14 protein-coding genes are annotated in these 15,808 nt (G+C 61.8%); 8 read left to right on the top strand and 6 right to left on the bottom strand.

Annotated features, from left to right (window positions below):
• The first annotated feature begins 81 nt into the window (after positions 1-81).
• Together GWK36_RS13125 and GWK36_RS13120 are read left to right on the top strand one after the other, a co-directional pair.
• Positions 82-465 carry a DUF423 domain-containing protein gene (locus GWK36_RS13125; RefSeq protein ID WP_166271749.1) on the top strand — a complete coding sequence of 128 codons (384 nt, stop codon included), beginning with the start codon at positions 82-84 and terminating at the stop codon, positions 463-465.
• 9 nt (positions 466-474) lie between these two features.
• Complete coding sequence (locus GWK36_RS13120; RefSeq protein ID WP_166271747.1) at positions 475-1,206, top strand: 16S rRNA (uracil(1498)-N(3))-methyltransferase; 732 nt, start codon at positions 475-477, stop codon at positions 1,204-1,206.
• Between the two features lie 142 nt (positions 1,207-1,348).
• On the opposite strand, the gene GWK36_RS13115 is transcribed toward GWK36_RS13120, so the two are convergent.
• The gene (locus tag GWK36_RS13115) at positions 1,349-1,915 is read right to left on the bottom strand and encodes a transposase (protein ID WP_166271745.1); all 567 of its coding nucleotides are present in this window, start codon (positions 1,913-1,915) and stop codon (positions 1,349-1,351) included.
• Between the two features lie 377 nt (positions 1,916-2,292).
• On the opposite strand from GWK36_RS13115, the gene GWK36_RS15565 reads away from it, so the two are divergent.
• From GWK36_RS15565 to GWK36_RS16165, 4 genes are all read left to right on the top strand, one after another.
• The gene (locus GWK36_RS15565) at positions 2,293-2,556 is read left to right on the top strand and encodes a winged helix-turn-helix domain-containing protein (protein ID WP_246237574.1); all 264 of its coding nucleotides are present in this window, start codon (positions 2,293-2,295) and stop codon (positions 2,554-2,556) included.
• Between the two features lie 30 nt (positions 2,557-2,586).
• Positions 2,587-3,201 (top strand): restriction endonuclease, encoded by a 615-nt coding sequence (locus GWK36_RS13110; RefSeq protein WP_246237573.1) that lies wholly within the window; start codon positions 2,587-2,589, stop codon positions 3,199-3,201.
• Positions 3,202-3,349: 148 nt separating this feature from the next.
• Positions 3,350-3,595 carry a hypothetical protein gene (locus tag GWK36_RS15560; RefSeq protein WP_246237572.1) on the top strand — a complete coding sequence of 82 codons (246 nt, stop codon included), beginning with the start codon at positions 3,350-3,352 and terminating at the stop codon, positions 3,593-3,595.
• A complete protein-coding gene (locus GWK36_RS16165; RefSeq protein WP_425482802.1) occupies positions 3,529-4,125 on the top strand; it encodes a transposase in 597 nt (198 codons plus the stop codon). The genes GWK36_RS15560 and GWK36_RS16165 overlap by 67 nt, the downstream gene beginning before the upstream one ends.
• Here GWK36_RS16165 and GWK36_RS13100 read toward each other — a convergent pair.
• From GWK36_RS13100 to GWK36_RS13080, 5 genes are all read right to left on the bottom strand, one after another.
• Complete coding sequence (locus GWK36_RS13100; protein WP_166271743.1) at positions 4,071-9,569, bottom strand: hybrid sensor histidine kinase/response regulator; 5,499 nt, start codon at positions 9,567-9,569, stop codon at positions 4,071-4,073. The genes GWK36_RS16165 and GWK36_RS13100 overlap by 55 nt on opposite strands.
• 214 nt (positions 9,570-9,783) lie before the next feature.
• Positions 9,784-11,823, bottom strand: a complete 2,040-nt coding sequence (locus tag GWK36_RS13095; protein ID WP_166271741.1) for a methyl-accepting chemotaxis protein — start codon at positions 11,821-11,823, stop codon at positions 9,784-9,786.
• Between the two features lie 92 nt (positions 11,824-11,915).
• The gene (locus GWK36_RS13090) at positions 11,916-12,518 is read right to left on the bottom strand and encodes a chemotaxis protein CheW (RefSeq protein ID WP_166271738.1); all 603 of its coding nucleotides are present in this window, start codon (positions 12,516-12,518) and stop codon (positions 11,916-11,918) included.
• Positions 12,511-12,963 carry a response regulator gene (locus GWK36_RS13085; protein WP_166271736.1) on the bottom strand — a complete coding sequence of 151 codons (453 nt, stop codon included), beginning with the start codon at positions 12,961-12,963 and terminating at the stop codon, positions 12,511-12,513. The genes GWK36_RS13090 and GWK36_RS13085 overlap by 8 nt, the downstream gene beginning before the upstream one ends.
• Positions 12,964-13,059: 96 nt before the next feature.
• Positions 13,060-13,470 carry a response regulator gene (locus GWK36_RS13080; protein ID WP_166271734.1) on the bottom strand — a complete coding sequence of 137 codons (411 nt, stop codon included), beginning with the start codon at positions 13,468-13,470 and terminating at the stop codon, positions 13,060-13,062.
• 224 nt (positions 13,471-13,694) lie between these two features.
• Between GWK36_RS13080 and gshB the strand changes: the two genes are divergently transcribed.
• Both gshB and GWK36_RS13070 read left to right on the top strand, forming a co-directional pair.
• Positions 13,695-14,666: a glutathione synthase gene (gene gshB, locus GWK36_RS13075; protein WP_166272731.1), complete on the top strand. Its 972-nt coding sequence runs from the start codon at positions 13,695-13,697 to the stop codon at positions 14,664-14,666.
• A 61-nt stretch (positions 14,667-14,727) separates the two neighbouring features.
• Positions 14,728-15,807, top strand: a complete 1,080-nt coding sequence (locus GWK36_RS13070; protein WP_166271732.1) for an FAD:protein FMN transferase — start codon at positions 14,728-14,730, stop codon at positions 15,805-15,807.
• Position 15,808: the final 1 nt, after the last annotated feature.

Below are 15,808 nucleotides of genomic sequence, written 5' to 3'. Positions count from 1 at the left end.
AGTGCCCTGCCAAAGATACCCTGGACACCGGCCGAGCCGCTAATCACAATGCGCCGAAGTTGGCAAACATCGGGCATCGCGATGACCCCCTCTGGACTGTGGATGATGTTGGGCGCCCTTGGAGGGGCGCTGACGGTTGCGCTCGGGGCCTTTGGCGCGCATGGGCTGAAAGGGCGTATCGATCCGGCGCTCTTGGCCAATTGGCAGACCGCGGCCGACTATCTTGGCCTGCATACCCTGGCGATCCTAGCCTGCGGTCTGATCCTGCTCTATCAACCTAAGTCGCCCCTGGTGCATGGGGCGGCCTGGTTGCTGTGCCTGGGTGTCTGCCTGTTTTCCGGCAGCCTGTTTGTCATGGCGCTTACCGGTCTGCGCCAACTGGGCTGGATCACGCCGATCGGTGGGGTAATGCTGATTATCGGCTGGCTGGTGCTTGCCCTGGGCGCGGTGCGTCTTGCCCAATAACAGCGCACGATGCGTATCCCGCGGCTATATTGTGCCGCTCCTCTATCGCCGGGGGCGTTGATCCCGCTGCCCGAGGCGCAGGCGCGGCATGCAGCTCAGGTGTTGCGCTTGCAGCGCGGCGATCCGCTGATCCTGTTCAACGGCGATGGTAATGAGTATCCGGCGCGCCTGCTCGAAGCCGGGCGCGGCGCGGCGCAGGTGCGCATCGAGGGCTGCAGCGGGCCCGAGCCCTTGCCGCCGCTTGCCATCCAGCTGGCCCTCGGTATCGCGCGCGGCGAGCGGATGGATTTGGCGATCCAAAAGGCGGTGGAGCTGGGGGTGACGCGGATCAGACCGCTCGTGACCCGGCGCGTCCAGGTGCAGCTTGCCGGCAGTCGGTTGGAAAAACGCCTGGAGCACTGGCAGGGGGTGATCATCGCCGCTTGCGAGCAATCGGGCCGGTGTCGCGTGCCGGTCTTGGAGCCGGTGGCCGAGCTCGATGTCTGGCTGTCCCAACAGGGATCAGGCGGTTGGTTGCTTGATCCCCAAGGCGAACGAGCGCTGACCGCGATGCCGGCCCCGGCAGGCGAGCTGACCCTGTTGATCGGACCAGAGGGGGGGGTTGATCCCGCCGAGCGCGAGCTGGCAAGACGCTATGGGTTTAGCGAGGTGCGCCTAGGGCCGCGGATCTTGCGCGTCGAGACCGCCCCCTTGGCCGCGATCGCTGTGATCCAGGCGCTGTGGGGTGATCTGGGTGCTTGAATAATAACCCAATCAAATAAACCTCTTTATCTTGCCATTAGGGTCCAGGCCAAAGATATATCTGTAGGTTAGCTGTATGCCTATCTTTCGTCTTCGCTGGGGCAAGTCTTGATTTTATTGATCCGAAACCAATGAACTTGTATTACGCGGCATCATGGAGCTTGGGATGCTGGAAGTAGCGCATGATGCGTTGGGGGGAATTGAGAAGGCGGCGCAGGTGGCTGACGGTCGCCTTCTTGAGATCGCCCTTGGCGCGGGAGGGCGCCTGCGCGGTGATGGTGGCCTTGAGCATCTCGTTGGGGTTCAGTGCCGGGCTGTAGGGGGGGAGGGAGGAGGCCTCGATTTGATTGGCGCATGCAGCCAGCCACGCCTTGACCGGCTTGGTGTGATGCACGCGCAGGTTGTCGAGGATGAGGAAGATCTTCTTGCCCCTGGCGTCCTTGACCAGCCGCTTCATGAAGTCGATCAGGATGTCGGCGTTCATCGCCCCCGCGAACGCCTTCCAAGGCACCTTGCCGCGGTTGGTCAGCGTCGAGATCACCGACAGGCCTTCGCGACGGTGCGTGACGCGAATCTCGGACGTCTTGCCCGCCGGCGCAAACTCACCACCTGACGCCGCCGCTCTTCGCGCGCCGCAAACGACAGCAATCTCATGTCTCGTCTTTCCATGCCCACGACATCTGGACAGCTCACTCAATTTCAAAAGCATGTGTTTCTTGTCAAGAAAAGACCAAGACGGTTCAGCAATCAAGCATCTTGAACCTCATCATCTTGCATGTGATGCCTGCGCCATTGTCGCGGGAAGACATCCAGGCGGAATCTACGCTGAGATTATGCGTGGCGTATGCCCTGCGAGACGAAGCCAATGACCTGCTGAATGCGCCCTTATGATCTAAGCAGCCTGACTGCGGGGCCGGTTGTGGGCGCGTGCGTTCAGCGCCCTTCGGGAATGCTGTGCGACGGCTATGCCGTTTCGGATACGCGCCGCGAGCCAGCCGAGTAGTTTTTAGGCAAAGGTGTCTTGCCCGACCCGCCGCTGCCGCTGAAACCAACCGTTAGCCAGCCCGAGCAACTGTTGAGGATAATATGTCCATTCCCGACTTCCAGACAATTATGCTTCCGCTGTTGCAATGCTTTAGCGACGGTCAGGAGCATTCCACTCAGGAACTATTGGATATTCTTGCTGAAAAGTTCTCTCTTACTGAAAAAGAACTGAATAAACTCTTGCCAAGCGGTAAACAAACGATCTTCTACAATCGAGTTGGCTGGGCGAGAACGTATTTAACCAAAGCAGGATTTCTTGAGATGTCACGTCGCTCATATTACAGGATAACAGAGCGCGGCAGATAGGTACTCGCACGCAATCCGTCTCGGATTGATATGAAATTTCTTGAGCAATTCCCCGAATATATTGAATTTCGAGAACGCGAAAGCGGACGACGCAAACCCAGAGAAACCACCACAGAGGTCAGCAAGAGAACACCAGAAGAAATTCTTGAGGATGCATGCGAAGAGATACGAGATGGTTTGGCTCAGGAATTGTTGGGAATGGTAAAGCAGAGTACGCCCTCTTTTTTTGAACGTCTTGTTGTTGAACTCCTTGTCAAGATGGGATATGGTGGTTCTCGCCGTGATGCGGCAAGGGCAGTTGGCCAAGTGGGCGACGAAGGAATTGACGGAATTATTCATGAAGACAGGTTAGGGCTTGACACCATCTACATACAAGCCAAGAAATGGGATAATGTTGTTGGGAGACCAGAGATACAGAAGTTCGTCGGCGCGCTCATGGGGAAACGAGCTAAAAAAGGGATTTTCATTACAACGTCTTCGTTTTCGGCGGATGCTGTTAATTACGTTTCAAGTATTGATGCTAAAATTGTGTTGATTGATGGTAAACGTTTGGCCGAGTTAATGATAGATTACGATGTGGGCGTTACTCCTGTTACAAATTATCAGTTCAAGCGCATTGATTCGGATTATTTTGGCAATGGATAATACGGGCATGGCTAACATGCGCATCCACCTGACGGCTTCGCCTCGCTGCGCTCGGCTCGCCGCAGGTGATGCGCAAACCGTTGAAACTGTCGAAAAAAGGGCGAATCCACCTTAAACGATTGGGGTTTACTCTGGCAGAGGTGACCCCATGCCAAAATTCAAACCCTGCAACTACGACCAGATGGTCATGCTGCCCATCTCCCTCGAAAACCAGATCCTCCCCGGCAGCCTGGAGCACACCATTCACGAAGTGGTCGAAAAGCACATGGACCTTTCGGTCTTCGACCAGCGCTACAACAACGACGAAACCGGCGCAACCGCTATCGCATCTACGACGTCTACCACGCCCGCCCCCAAGACTGCGCCGCCTGTCCGCTGCGCGAACGCTGCCTGAGCAAGCCCTCCGCTTCCCGCCGCTATCTCTCCGTTTCGACCACGCAGCCGCCCAATCTGCTCGACGAGATGAAAGCCAAAATTGACAGTCCAGAGGGCAAAAAGATTTACGCCCGCCGGTTAGCGATGGTCGAGCCGGTCTTTGCGAACATTTGCGTTCACAAACACATGAACCGATTCACGCTGCGCTCGAAAGCCAAAGTGGATGTACAATGGAGATTGTACGCACTGGTGCACAATATCGGTAAAATCTGCGTTTTTTGGTGGGCTGAAGTAGCCTCAAAGGGGGAAAGAATATCTCTTGCAGGCCCTGTTTCCGCCCTGAAACGGGGCTCCGCAGGCGGCCAAAAACCACTCCACCCCCGGCAAAAAGGGTTTTTCGACAGTTTCGTTGGGCAGACCGGAATGAGGTCTCTGGCCGATGGCGACTTGGTTGCAGTGATCTGCGGGCGCTGTGCAGGAGAGTGCCCGCTTGTTCAATGCCTGCCCTTAACCGCCGCCTCGATCTCAGCCAATAGCTCTGCCTCCTGATAGGGCTTGCCGAGATAGCGATCGACCCCGAGCTGGGCGGCGTATTCGCGATGCTTGGTGCCAGTGCGCGAGGTGATCATGATGATCGGCAGCTGTTTGAGTCGCTCCGAGCGGCGGATATGGCGGGTCAATTCATAGCCGTCCATGCGCGGCATCTCGACGTCGAGCAGTACGACATCCGGCAGGCGTTCATCGAGCAGGGTCAGGGCCTCGACCCCGTCTTTCGCGGTTATGACCTCCATGTTCTGCCGTTTGAGGAGCCGGCTGGTGACCCGGCGCACGGTGAGCGAGTCGTCCACCACCAGGACGCAGATCTTGGCGGCGGTCGGCTCGGGGACATTGCGTACCGGCGTTTGCTCGCGGATGGCGCCCGAGCGGACTAAGGCCAGGGCATCGAGGATCAGCGCCACCCGTCCATCGGGTAGGATGGTCCCGCCGGAGAGCCAGCGCACGCCGGCCAATTGGGGGCCTAAGGGCTTGACCAGAATGCGCTGGCTTTCGAGCATGCTATCGGCTTGAAGGGCGACGCACTGGTCGCCGATCCGCGCCAGCAGGAGGGGTAGCCAGCGCCGCTCACCCAGATCGGGATCGGCTGAGCCGGGTTCCAGCGCCTGGCCCAGATAGGCTATCCGGTAATGCTGGCCACGCACGGTATAGGTCTTGGTCGGCTCGGCATAGATGGCCAGGAGCTCATCGCGGTTGATCCGTCCGACGCTTTCGACCGTGCTATGGGGAACGGCATAGACGGTCTCGCCGACCGTGACCAAAAAGGCATCGATCAGGGCGAGGGTCAAGGGCAGGCGGATGGTGAAACGTGCCCCCTTGCCGGGGATGGATTCGATCTGCAAGGTGCCATTGGCCGCCTTGATCTCGGAGGCGACGACATCGAGGCCCACCCCACGCCCCGAGATCTGGGTGACCTTGCCCGAGGTAGTAAAGCCAGGCTCCATGATAAATTGCAGGATGGCCTCATCGGGGAGCTTGGAGTCGGGGGTCATCAGACCGCGGCGGATCGCCTGTTGGCGGATAGCCTCAAGATCCAGGCCGCGCCCGTCGTCGCTCAAGCTGATCACGACATCATTGCCTTCGCGCCTGAGCGCCAGGGTCACCAGGCCGGTGACCGGCTTGCCGCGCGTTACCCGCGTCTTGGTGTCCTCGATGCCGTGGTCTACGGCGTTGCGCAACAGGTGTTCGAGCGGTGCGACCAAGCGGTCGAGGATGGTGCGGTCTAGCTCGACCTCAGGGCCGAAGATCTCTAAGCGCGCTGATTTGCCGAGGGTATCAGCGGTCTGGCGGACAAGGCGCTGTAAGCGGGGAACGACCTGGACGAAGGGCACCATGCGGGTGCGCAATAATCCATCCTGGAGGTCATCGGCTAGGCGGGCCTGTTGATTCAGCAGGTCGGTGATCTCGCGCTGATAGGTCCCCAGGATCTCTTTGACGCTGACCAGGTCGTTGATGGTCTCGGCGAGGAAACCCGAGAGCTCTTGCAGGCGGGAGAAACGGTCGAACTCGAGCGGGTCGAACTGTTGGTCATAGTCAGCGGCGGTTAGGCTCGGTTCGGCGTTCTCGCGGTCGCGTTCGATCCGGTAACGGATCTGGACCTGGGTCTCGATCTCGAGCTGGCGCAGCTGCTCGCGCAGCCGGATCACGGTCTGATCGAGCTCGAAGAGGCTAAAGCCCAGTTGGCTGTTGCGCTGGCTCAAACGGCTGCGATAGATGCTGACCTCGCCGGCCTGGTTGACCAGGCGGTTGAGTAGATCGGCGCGCACCCGGATCTGCGGGACGGCCTCGACGGGTGCGCCGGCCTCGCGTCCAGGTGCCGTCTCGGGGAGGGGCCGGGTCTGGGCCGGCGTGGCTGTATCCGGCGCACCCATGGTCTGGAGGGCCGACGGGGCTGTGCTGACCGGCGCCTGCACCGGTGCACCTGACAGTTCGGCGATCAGCTCGGCGACCTGGGGGATCGCTGACCCTTGTTCGACGGCATCGACCTGGAGCGCCAGCATATCGACCGCGCGCTGGGCGGTTTCCAAGGTGAGGTCGTTGAGATTGGCGGGGTCTACGTCGATCGCCTTCAGGCGTGTCTCCAGGGCATGCGCCAGATTGCCGATCATCATCAAGCCCGCCAGCCGTGCCCCACCCTTGAGGGTGTGGAGCAGGCGATTGATCCCCGCCAGGGCGGTGCGCTCCTTTGGGTTGAGCAGCCAGCCGCGGAATTGCTGGTCGAGTTTGTCCAAGAGGTCGCGCGCTTCCTCCAAGAAGACCCCGACTAGCTCGGGATCGGGTTGGGATTCGCTGACCGGCGGCGCGGGGGGGGCGGCTTGAGGTAGGGGTTCTGGTGCCTGGACCGCGCTTGGGGCGGCAGGGGGCGCGGTCTCGGGTATGGCCTTGGGTTCGCCCGTGGAGACCGGCAGCACCTCGCCCTCGGGCGCAGCCGTCTCGACTGGCGTAGGCATCTCGGGGGCAGGCTCGATCTCGGGCTGTGGTATCTGTGCTACCTGAGGGGCAGGACCTGGGATCGTCTCTGGGGCCGCCTCGATCGGGGTGACAAGTGCCGGCGTTTCAAACTCAATGGCCAGTTCAGGCAGGCTCTCCTCGACGAGCAGCTCGGTGGGGGAGCTCGCATCGCCTTCAGATACCATCTCTTCTTCAGCAAGAGCGGGGAGAGACAGCTCGGCGGCTGGCTCCAGCTCGGGGGTGGGTATGGTTGCGCTGGAGGGGGCGGGCACCTGAGATAGGGGGGGATGGGCAGTGATCTTGGCCAAGACCTCGGCCAGGGCGTCTGCGCCTGCGCCTGTTTCAGGGAGCTCCGCTAGCCGCTGCTCGATGGCAGCAACGGCGGGACCGAAACAGTCGAGAAGCGGCTGGCTCAGTGCCAGACCCTGGGCGATTGCCGCCCTGACCTGTTCCTCTAGGGCCCGGGTCACACGGGCAATGGATTCGACACCCGACATCCGCGCGCTGCCGGTGAGGGTATGCAGCGCCCGGATCAGGGCCTCGCTGCCGCCGGGGAGCGCCGACATCCCGCCCGCGACGAACAGCCGCAAGACGTCCAAATGCCCCTCAGCCTCAGTGCGAAAGATCGCCAACAGCTCAGCATCGGCGGCAAAGAGGCCCTCTCGATCAGTAACAGGGATCTGGACAGGCACCTCGACCGGCGGAGACATCTCTGGCGTCGCCTCGGTCTCCGGCGCGATGAGTACCTCCTCGGCCCTGATCGATAGCGCACCGCTCGCTTTCTCTTCCAGGATGGGACTCGCCGGCTGTCCGGCCGTTGCACGCAACTGGGTCGCGCGGTCGATGTAGGGCTCGGTGGCAAACGTTTGCCCGCTGGTGTCGGCCTCGACCAGAGCGGGTAGGACGCGCACCGCCTCGACGAGACAGTCCAGGACCTCGGGGGAAGGGGGCAGTTGGAGTTCGATCAGGCGGTTGAGCAAGAACTCCATCGCCTGGGCAAAGTCGCCAACCTGAAGCGCCCCTACCAGCCGTCCGCTGCCCTTGAGGGTGTGGAAACAGCGGCGCAGTTCATCCCGCGCCTCGGTATCCGTGGGGTTGGCCTGCAAGCGCGCCAGATAGTCCCTGGCCTTGGCGATCTCCTCGCCTGCTTCCTCGCGAAAAATCTCGATGAAGCCGGTCTCGCCTTCGTCGGATTCTTCTTCCTGCGCTTCTTGCGCGGGTTTGGGCTCGAGCGGTGTCAACTCGGCCCCCGGTCCCTCGTCCTCCACGAGCTCGAGCGGCGGCAAGACCAGCTCGGGTGAAGCCGTCGGTTGGGGTGTCGCACTCTCGCTGGCGGTGCCCTCAGTTAAGGGACCGATCTCGGTCTGAAGCGCCGAGATGGCGCGCCTAGCGCGGTCGATCAGGGTCTCGCCGAGCGGCATGGGCTCTTGGAGATGGCCGATATAGAGCTCAAGTCCGGCGATGGCCTCGGCGAGAGGCTCGAACTGATTGGCCGTGGGTGGAAACTGGCGCTGGAGATAGGCGGCCTGGACCAGGCTGCCGACGAGCTCGGCAAGCTCGGCGGCGGGGTTTTCGCTCAGGATACGCAAGGCGCCGGCGACATTGGCGAGATGCCGGGGCACCTCGCTCAGGCGCTCGACTGCCTGGGGTGTGCGTTGCCATTCCTCGACGGCCTCCTTGACCCGCAAGAGTTCATAGCTCGCCTCGCGCAGGGCGGCGGCGGTCAGGTCGGTGAGATCAAGATCAGGGGCGATGACGTTGGCGGTTGCAAACTCGCGCTGGCTGGCCAGGGCGAGCAAGACCGATTCGATCCCCAGGAGCTCCATCGCATAGGATTCGAGCCGTTCGGGGCCCTCGGTAAGGCTATTGAGATCGAGCGCCTGGAATTGCTCGGCCAGGGCCCGCAAACGGGCTGGCAGATGGCCGATCTCGACATCGTCCAAGCGCGCGGCGAGCCGGCGCAACCGGTCGCTGAATGTCCGGATCGCCTCACGATCGATCTGTTTGGCAGTTGCAAATCCATCAAAGATCCCTTTGATCTCGTCTAGTTCAGCGATACATGCTGATGCGAGCTGGACCAAGGCGGGATCATCACCCAGGCTGCCCTGGATGGCTGCTGCCTGGGCTGCCGGCGGCGTTGGGGCATAGCGCAGCCGAATTTTTGCGAGCGCCGCTTCCTCGACCCCCGCGCTGTCCAGGTATTCGAGGAGCTTGTTGATCAGTGCCCTGGCATCGATCTCGGGCCAAACCGGTGGGTGCTGGGTGAGGGGTTTGAATATCCAGTCCAGATGGCCCATCAGGGTGCGGGTCTGTGCCGTGATCTCGATCTGGCCCATGCCCTGGAGCTGGGCAAAGCGCTCGGCGAGCGCAAACAGATCGGCCAGCAATCCCTCCCTTAGATAATCCTTGAGCTGGTGAAAGAGACTTTCGAGATGGGCAAGACCCTGGGTATCGCCGCGATACCATTCGACGAGATGGCGGTGGAACTGCGGGCGGACCTGCCGGATTACCTCAGCGAGGATGTCCAGTTCCTCGGGGATCCATTGCGAGTCCTCGGTGCGATCGAGCAGGGCGAAGCTCAGGAGCTCGGAGTGGGTCAGGGGGAGCTGATCGCGCGCCGTGCGCAGGGCATTGATGATCGACCATAGCGATAAGGGCGGCTCTTCGAAACCGGCGTCCAGGCGATCGAGATGATTGTTGAGTTGGTCAAGGGCCTGACCGATGACCGCCAGGGTCTGATCCTGGGGCTCAGACCCGCTCTCGCCGAGACGCTCGACCAGATGCTGGATCTCTTCGACCAGGCGTGCCGGGGTGTACAGATTTAAGGCCAAGAGCACGCCTTGGACCTGTTCGAGCGCTTTGAGCACAGTCCCCAACTGGTTCTCCGGCTTCGCTTCGCCGCAGGCGAGCTCGCGGACGGGCTGGAGGGTTGCCCGGATTTCGTGTTTGACCCATTTCAGTCCACCGATGACCTGTTTATCCGCCATTGTCCCACCTCGATCTCATCCAGCTGGTGCCGGTCATTGGATTGTGCCGCAAACCCGTCATCTCAGCGCGGATCGGAATCTAGGATCAAAATAAACCGCGACCATCCGCTGTGGACGCTAGCCTTGGCCAACCCGATAGCCGACCTGATGCCGACAAGGGTAGAAGGTGCGTCCTGGCCCGCCTGCCTGGGAGGGGTTGACCTGGCCCCCCGACCTAAGGCAACCGGAAGCCGGCCACCGATTTTTGTAACTCGTCGGCGAGATCGGCCAAGACCTCGACCGACTCGGCTGCATCGCGGGTGCCATCGGTGTTTTCCTCGGTGATCGCACGGATCGATTGGACCATCTCGTTGATCTCAGCCGACTGGCGCGACTGGCGTTGCGAGGACTCGGCGATGCGTTTGGTCAGCTCAGCGATATAGGCTGAGACGTTTTCGATCTCGCGCAGGGCCTCGCCGGCGTTCTCGGCCAGGTTTGCGCCCTCGACCACGCCGGCGGTACTGGCCTCCATCGAGCTCACTGCCTCATTGGTGTCGGCCTGGATGGTGCGCACCAGGACCTCGATCTGTTTGGTAGCGTTGCGCGAGCGCTCGGCCAGCCGTTGAACCTCGTCGGCGACCACGGCAAAGCCGCGCCCGGCCTCACCGGCCATGGCCGCCTGCATGGCGGCGTTGAGCGCCAGGATGTTGGTCTGGTCGGCGATGTCGTCGATGAGCTCGACGATCTCGCCGATCTCTTGCGAGGACTCACCCAGGCGCTTGATGCGTTTGGCGGTCTCCTGGATCTGTTCGCGGATGGCATCCATCCCCTGAATGGTGTCGCGCACCGTTTGGGCGCCGCGCCCGGCGACCTCGACCGAGCGCGAGGCGACCTCGGCGGATTCGATGGCATTGCGCGCCACCTCGTCGATCTGGACGGTGAGCGATTGCACCGCTGCCGAGGCCTGGGTGATCTGAAGCGACTGGGCGCTGCTCGCTTCGGCCAAGCGCTGGACGATGTTGCGGCTGTGTTGCGCCGAACGCGCGACCTTAGCGGCGGTCTGGTTGATGGTGGTGACCAGCCCACGCAGTGCTTCGATGGCATAGTTGAAGGCATCGGCGATCGCACCAGTCTTGTCCTCGGTCACCGTGGCCTCGACGGTCAGATCGCCATCCGCCAGGGTACTGAGCTCATCCAGAAGACGTAGAATCGCGCGCTCGTCGCGTTCGGTTTGGGCGCGATAGGCTGCCTCGCTGTTCTTGGCTTCGCTCAGAATGATCAGGGCCAAGGCAACCAGGCTGAGGAGCGAGAGGGCGCCGAATACGAGGACCGCACCTGTGCCGATGGGTATGCCAAACAAGAGAAAATGCGCGCTTGCCTTTTGGTAGTTCATGGCGAGACTGGCCAACCCGGACTCGAGCGCTGTTGCTGAGGTCTTGATGTCGGTCAGTTGTGCCCCCGCAGCCTGGAGGTCGGCGAACCGTTGGCGCAGTTCATTGACCGGGGTCTCGATGCGGGCAAGCCGCTCGGCGATCTCCTCCAGGGTCGCGCGCATGGCGCTGTCAGCAGGGCCACGCGCCCCACCGAGCAAGGTCGCCAGCCCACCCGAGAGGTCGTCGGTCGCCTTGATGACCTCGCCCAGTGCCTGGATGCCCTTGGCACCGCCGAGCAGATAGCGGTCGAGCGCTGCCTCGAGGCGCTGGGTCCGCTCGCTCTGCAGACCGGCCTCAATCAGTAGGGTGGCGGGTAGATTGTCGGTGCTGAGTCGTCTTGAGAACTTCAGCAGCGATTCGCGCAGGCGCGGGACCTGCTCGCGCGTCTCGCTGACCAGCTTATGTGCGGCCAGGAGCGCGTCGCGCCTGGAAAGGATGGCATCCAGCCCGCGCGCCAGTGGCACCCATGATTGCTCAATCTTGCGCAGGTCCCTGCGCAAAAGCCCGCTCGCCGCTTGATTGATCCCCCCCTCGATCCCTTGGGTGAGGTCTTGAAACTGAGTCTGAAAGGTCTGGCGTCCATCGCGCAGCCGGTCGAGCGCCTCAATGTCGCCGGCAAGCGCCGCTTGGACGGCGCGCAGCAGATCCTGCATGAGCAAACGTTGTTCAGCGGCGAGAAAGCCCTGGCGGATATTGAGCTCGGCAAGCTCACCCAGGCGCAGGTAGCTAAACATGGCCAGGACCGCGAAACAGAAAGCGAACAGACCCAGAGCGGATACCGAGATCAGTCTGGACCCATCCAGCCGGGGCTTGATGAGATGCGTGCCAAAGCTTTTATCCATTGTCGTTGGATACTCCTAAAGTCATCACGACTGGCTGCCTGCTGAGGTCCAGAGCCGCCGGCAAGACGGCACGATACTCTCCTGGGCCAGAGTCAACTGAGCGCAGCATTCAGCAAGGGGTCGGCCATCATCGGTTTGAGATGGATGACAGGCAGCGGTTGACCGTCTAGCCGATAGCAGGCATCGACATAGCGGCTGATCGGTCCCCAGTCGGCGGAGGGACCTTCCACACGGTCAGCGTTTTGGACATAGCGCATGCCGATGGCCTCGGAAACAGCGAGACCGCAGGGGAGATCCTCTTGCCGGACGACGAGGACCCGTTCGCGCCCACGCATCTGTTCACGGCGGCGCTCCAAGGCGACCTCTCGCAGGCGCTTGTGGATCAGGGAGGGGCCACCGCTGATCAAGGCAGCCAGGTCATAGATCGGCAAGAGCGTACCGCGATTGTTGGCGACCCCCAGCAACCAGGGCTTGGTTCCGGGGATACGGGTGATCTCCCAGGGGAGTTCGAGGACCTCGGAGAGCTGTTCCAAAGGGGTCAAGAAGCGGTGTTGCTCGACTCGAAAGAGGACTGCGCTCCAACTGTCCGGCGGCTGGTTTTCATCCGGCAGACCAGCTGCCCGCGCCCGGCAGCGAGCATCAAGCTTTTGGATCAGGGCATGCAGGTCAGTACGAATACGGGGGTTTTTAGCCATGATCCGCCGAACCCTCGAGAACGGCTTGAATCCGTTCGAGTAAGAGCTTGGGATCGACCGGTTTGATGAGATAGTCGTTGGCACCTTGGCGCAGGCCCCAGGTCCGGTCGGTCTGGAGGTCCTTGGTCGTCACCATGATGATGGGGATATCGGCGGTCGCTGCATCGCGCCGCAACAAACGGGTCGCCTGGTAGCCATTGAGCACGGGCATGATGACGTCCATCAGGATGACATCTGGATGCAGGGCGCGGGCACGCTCGATGCCCTCCTCACCGTTGCTGGCGGTCTCGACGCTGTATCCGGCCTTTTTCAGGATACTGGCCAGGATATGCGTCTCGGTCGGTGAGTCATCGACGATCAGGATCAAACGAGCGGCCTCGGGGTTTCTGACCGCTGCGGCCCCTAGATCGCGATGCAGGCAGGTTTGGTCTCGACGGTGTCTCATGGCAGGCTCGGGAAGCACAAGGCCGGACCCATCACCAGGCGCGATGGGTCGCGATAAAAGGCAATCAGGGTCCAGGACGACATGGATGCAGGTTCCTCATGACGGGTCTGTCGTCTGGGAGGAATTGAGGCTCGTCCGGATGGCCCCCAGCAGCTCTTCAGCGGTGAAGGGCTTGGAGAGATAGAGCTGGGCGCCGACGAGTCGCCCCTTGGCACGATCGAAGACCCCATCCTTGCTCGATAGCATCACCACCGGGGTATTCTTGAACTGCGGGTTGTTTTTGATCAAGGCGCAGGTGTGATAACCATCGAGCCGTGGCATCATGATGTCGATGAAGACCAGGTCGGGCTTGAAATTGACGACCTTGCCCAGCGCCTCGAAGCCATCCTCGGCCAGTTGGACCTCGCAACCGGCCTTGGTGAGTAGCATCTCGGCACTGCGGCGGATGGTTTTGCTGTCATCGACGACCAGGACCTTGGTACCGCGCAGGTCTAATTCATCTGGCATGCCAGCTCCTGAATGCATAGGCGCCCTGGGGTCTCATGGCAGCGCCGCTGTGCCCCCGAAGACGCGATGGTCACAAGGATTTGCCATACTTCATGGCCTCGGTGCCGCATGCCCGAGCCTTTTTGCACCCCTGGACCCAAGGACAGTGATGAATGCTAGGGGCAAGCAACCCGGGGATGCAAGCGACGGATGACGGTACGGTCGAACGACACTGGGGCTGTTTCATGAATCAGCGCATCGGCTTTGTGATGGACCCGATCGGGTCGATTCAGATTAAAAAGGATAGCACCTTTGCCATGATGCTAGCCGCCCAGCGCCGCGGTTGGTCGCTGTGGTATCTGGAGATCGGCGACCTTGTACTGCGCGACGGTGAGGCAAGGGGGTGGATGCGTCCGGTCGAGGTCTGCGATGACCCCTTGAATTGGTACCGGCTAGGCGACCCCGTCCAGCGGCCATTGGCCTGGCTGGATGTGCTGATGATGCGCAAGGACCCACCTTTCGACATCGAATATGTCTATGCCACCTATGTGCTCGACTGGGCCAAGCAAGCGGGCTGTCTGGTGGTCAATGATCCGCAGAGCCTGCGCGACGCCAATGAGAAGGTCTTCATTCATGCCTTTCCACACTGCGCGCCGCCGACCCTGATCACCCGCCAAGCTCAGGATATCTATCGGTTTCAGGCCGAGCATGGGGCGATCGTGATCAAGCCCTTGCACGGGATGGGCGGTGCCTCGGTTTTTCGTTTACTGCCGGGTGACCCCAATCTCAATGTGGTCATCGAGACCCTCACCGACCGCGGGCGGGCCTTCTGTATGGTCCAGCGCTTCATCCCCGAGATCGAGCAGGGGGATAAACGCATCTTGCTGGTCGATGGCGAACCTGTGCCCTATTGCCTGGCCCGCATCCCTGCGCCCGGCGAGACCCGCGGCAATCTGGCGGCGGGTGCACGCGGCGAGGCGAGGCCCTTGAGCGCGCGCGACCGCTGGATCGCCGAACAGGTGGGGCTAAAGCTTCGCGCCCGCGGGGTCCTCTTTGCCGGGCTCGACGTCATCGGTGACTTTCTCACCGAGATCAATATCACCAGCCCGACCTGTATCCGCGAGCTGGATGCCGCCTGTGGGCTGGACATCGCAGGCGATCTCCTCGAGCGGATCGCGGTGCGTCTGCAGGGAGGAGGCGTTGTCTCTAGACCTTGAGCGATTCAGATTCCTAAGGCCAGAAGGCCATATCCAAGCCAAACACCAGGAGAGGAGACCCATGCGCAGGCCACTCGCTGGCGATCGGCTGACCGCCCTGGGCCGTCGGCTTGGGCGAGGGGTCTTGTTGGGGTTACTGGCATTGCTTGGCGCCTGCCAAGACCGGGCACCAGTGGTGCTCGCCCAATTTCGCGCCCTAGGCACCCAGTTCGAGGTCAGACTGGTCGGTGCGACCCCGGACCAGGTCGAACGCGCCCGTGGGATCATCGCCCAGGCGCTGGGTGTACTCGAACACGAGTGGTCGCCGCAAGGGGAGAATATGCAGCGGGTCAATCAGCTCTTGAGCCGCGGCGAGACCTTTGTGCCGCCGCCCTCCGTCTTGCGCCTGATCCGCCTCGGTCAGATCATCGAGTCCGAGACCGAGGGCCTGGTCAATCTGGGCAATGGAGGGTTGACCCGGCTCTGGGGCTTCGCTGGGGAACCAGCGGCGAACCAACACCCACCCAGCCAGCGTCAGCTCGATGCCTGGGTCAGACATGTCCCGAGTTTGCGCGCCATCGAGAGCGACGGACTGCGGGTGCGCAGCAGCGACCCGAACCTGTTACTCGACCTGGCACCGATCGTCCGCGCCCAGGCGATCGATCTCGTGATCCACCGTCTCAAAGGGCTGGGGATGCGTCACGTCCTCGTTCAAACACCCTATGAGCAGCGGGCGCTCGGCGAACGCAGCGGCCAGCCGTGGCGGGTGCCGATCCTGCATCCCGGGGGCTCATCCGTGCTGGCAATCCTGCCCTTACGCGGCGATGAGGCATTGGCAACGGTTTCTGAATATGACCGGTCATTTATCGACCGCGGCCAACGTTATCATGACCTCTTAGACCCGCGCACCGGCCAGCCGGCACGCGGTCTGCGTCTGGTCGCTGTGTTAGACCAGGAGGCGACGCGCGCGACTGTGGTTGCACGCGCGCTCTTCATCGCCGGACCCCGGGATTGGCAGCGTCTCGCCCTTGACTTGGGAACGCATCGCGTCCTCTTGATCGATGCCGGTGGGCAGGTGTGGGTATCGCCTAGACTGGCTGAACGCCTCGAGCCCCTGGACCCATCCGCCGCCGTGACGATCGTTGACCCAGTGGCACCATAGG

This window comes from Caldichromatium japonicum (assembly GCF_011290485.1).
GTDB classification, from domain to species: domain Bacteria; phylum Pseudomonadota; class Gammaproteobacteria; order Chromatiales; family Chromatiaceae; genus Thermochromatium; species Thermochromatium japonicum.
The sequence above is the reverse complement of the archived record's forward strand: the minus strand, read 5'-3'. Positions and strand labels throughout refer to the sequence as shown.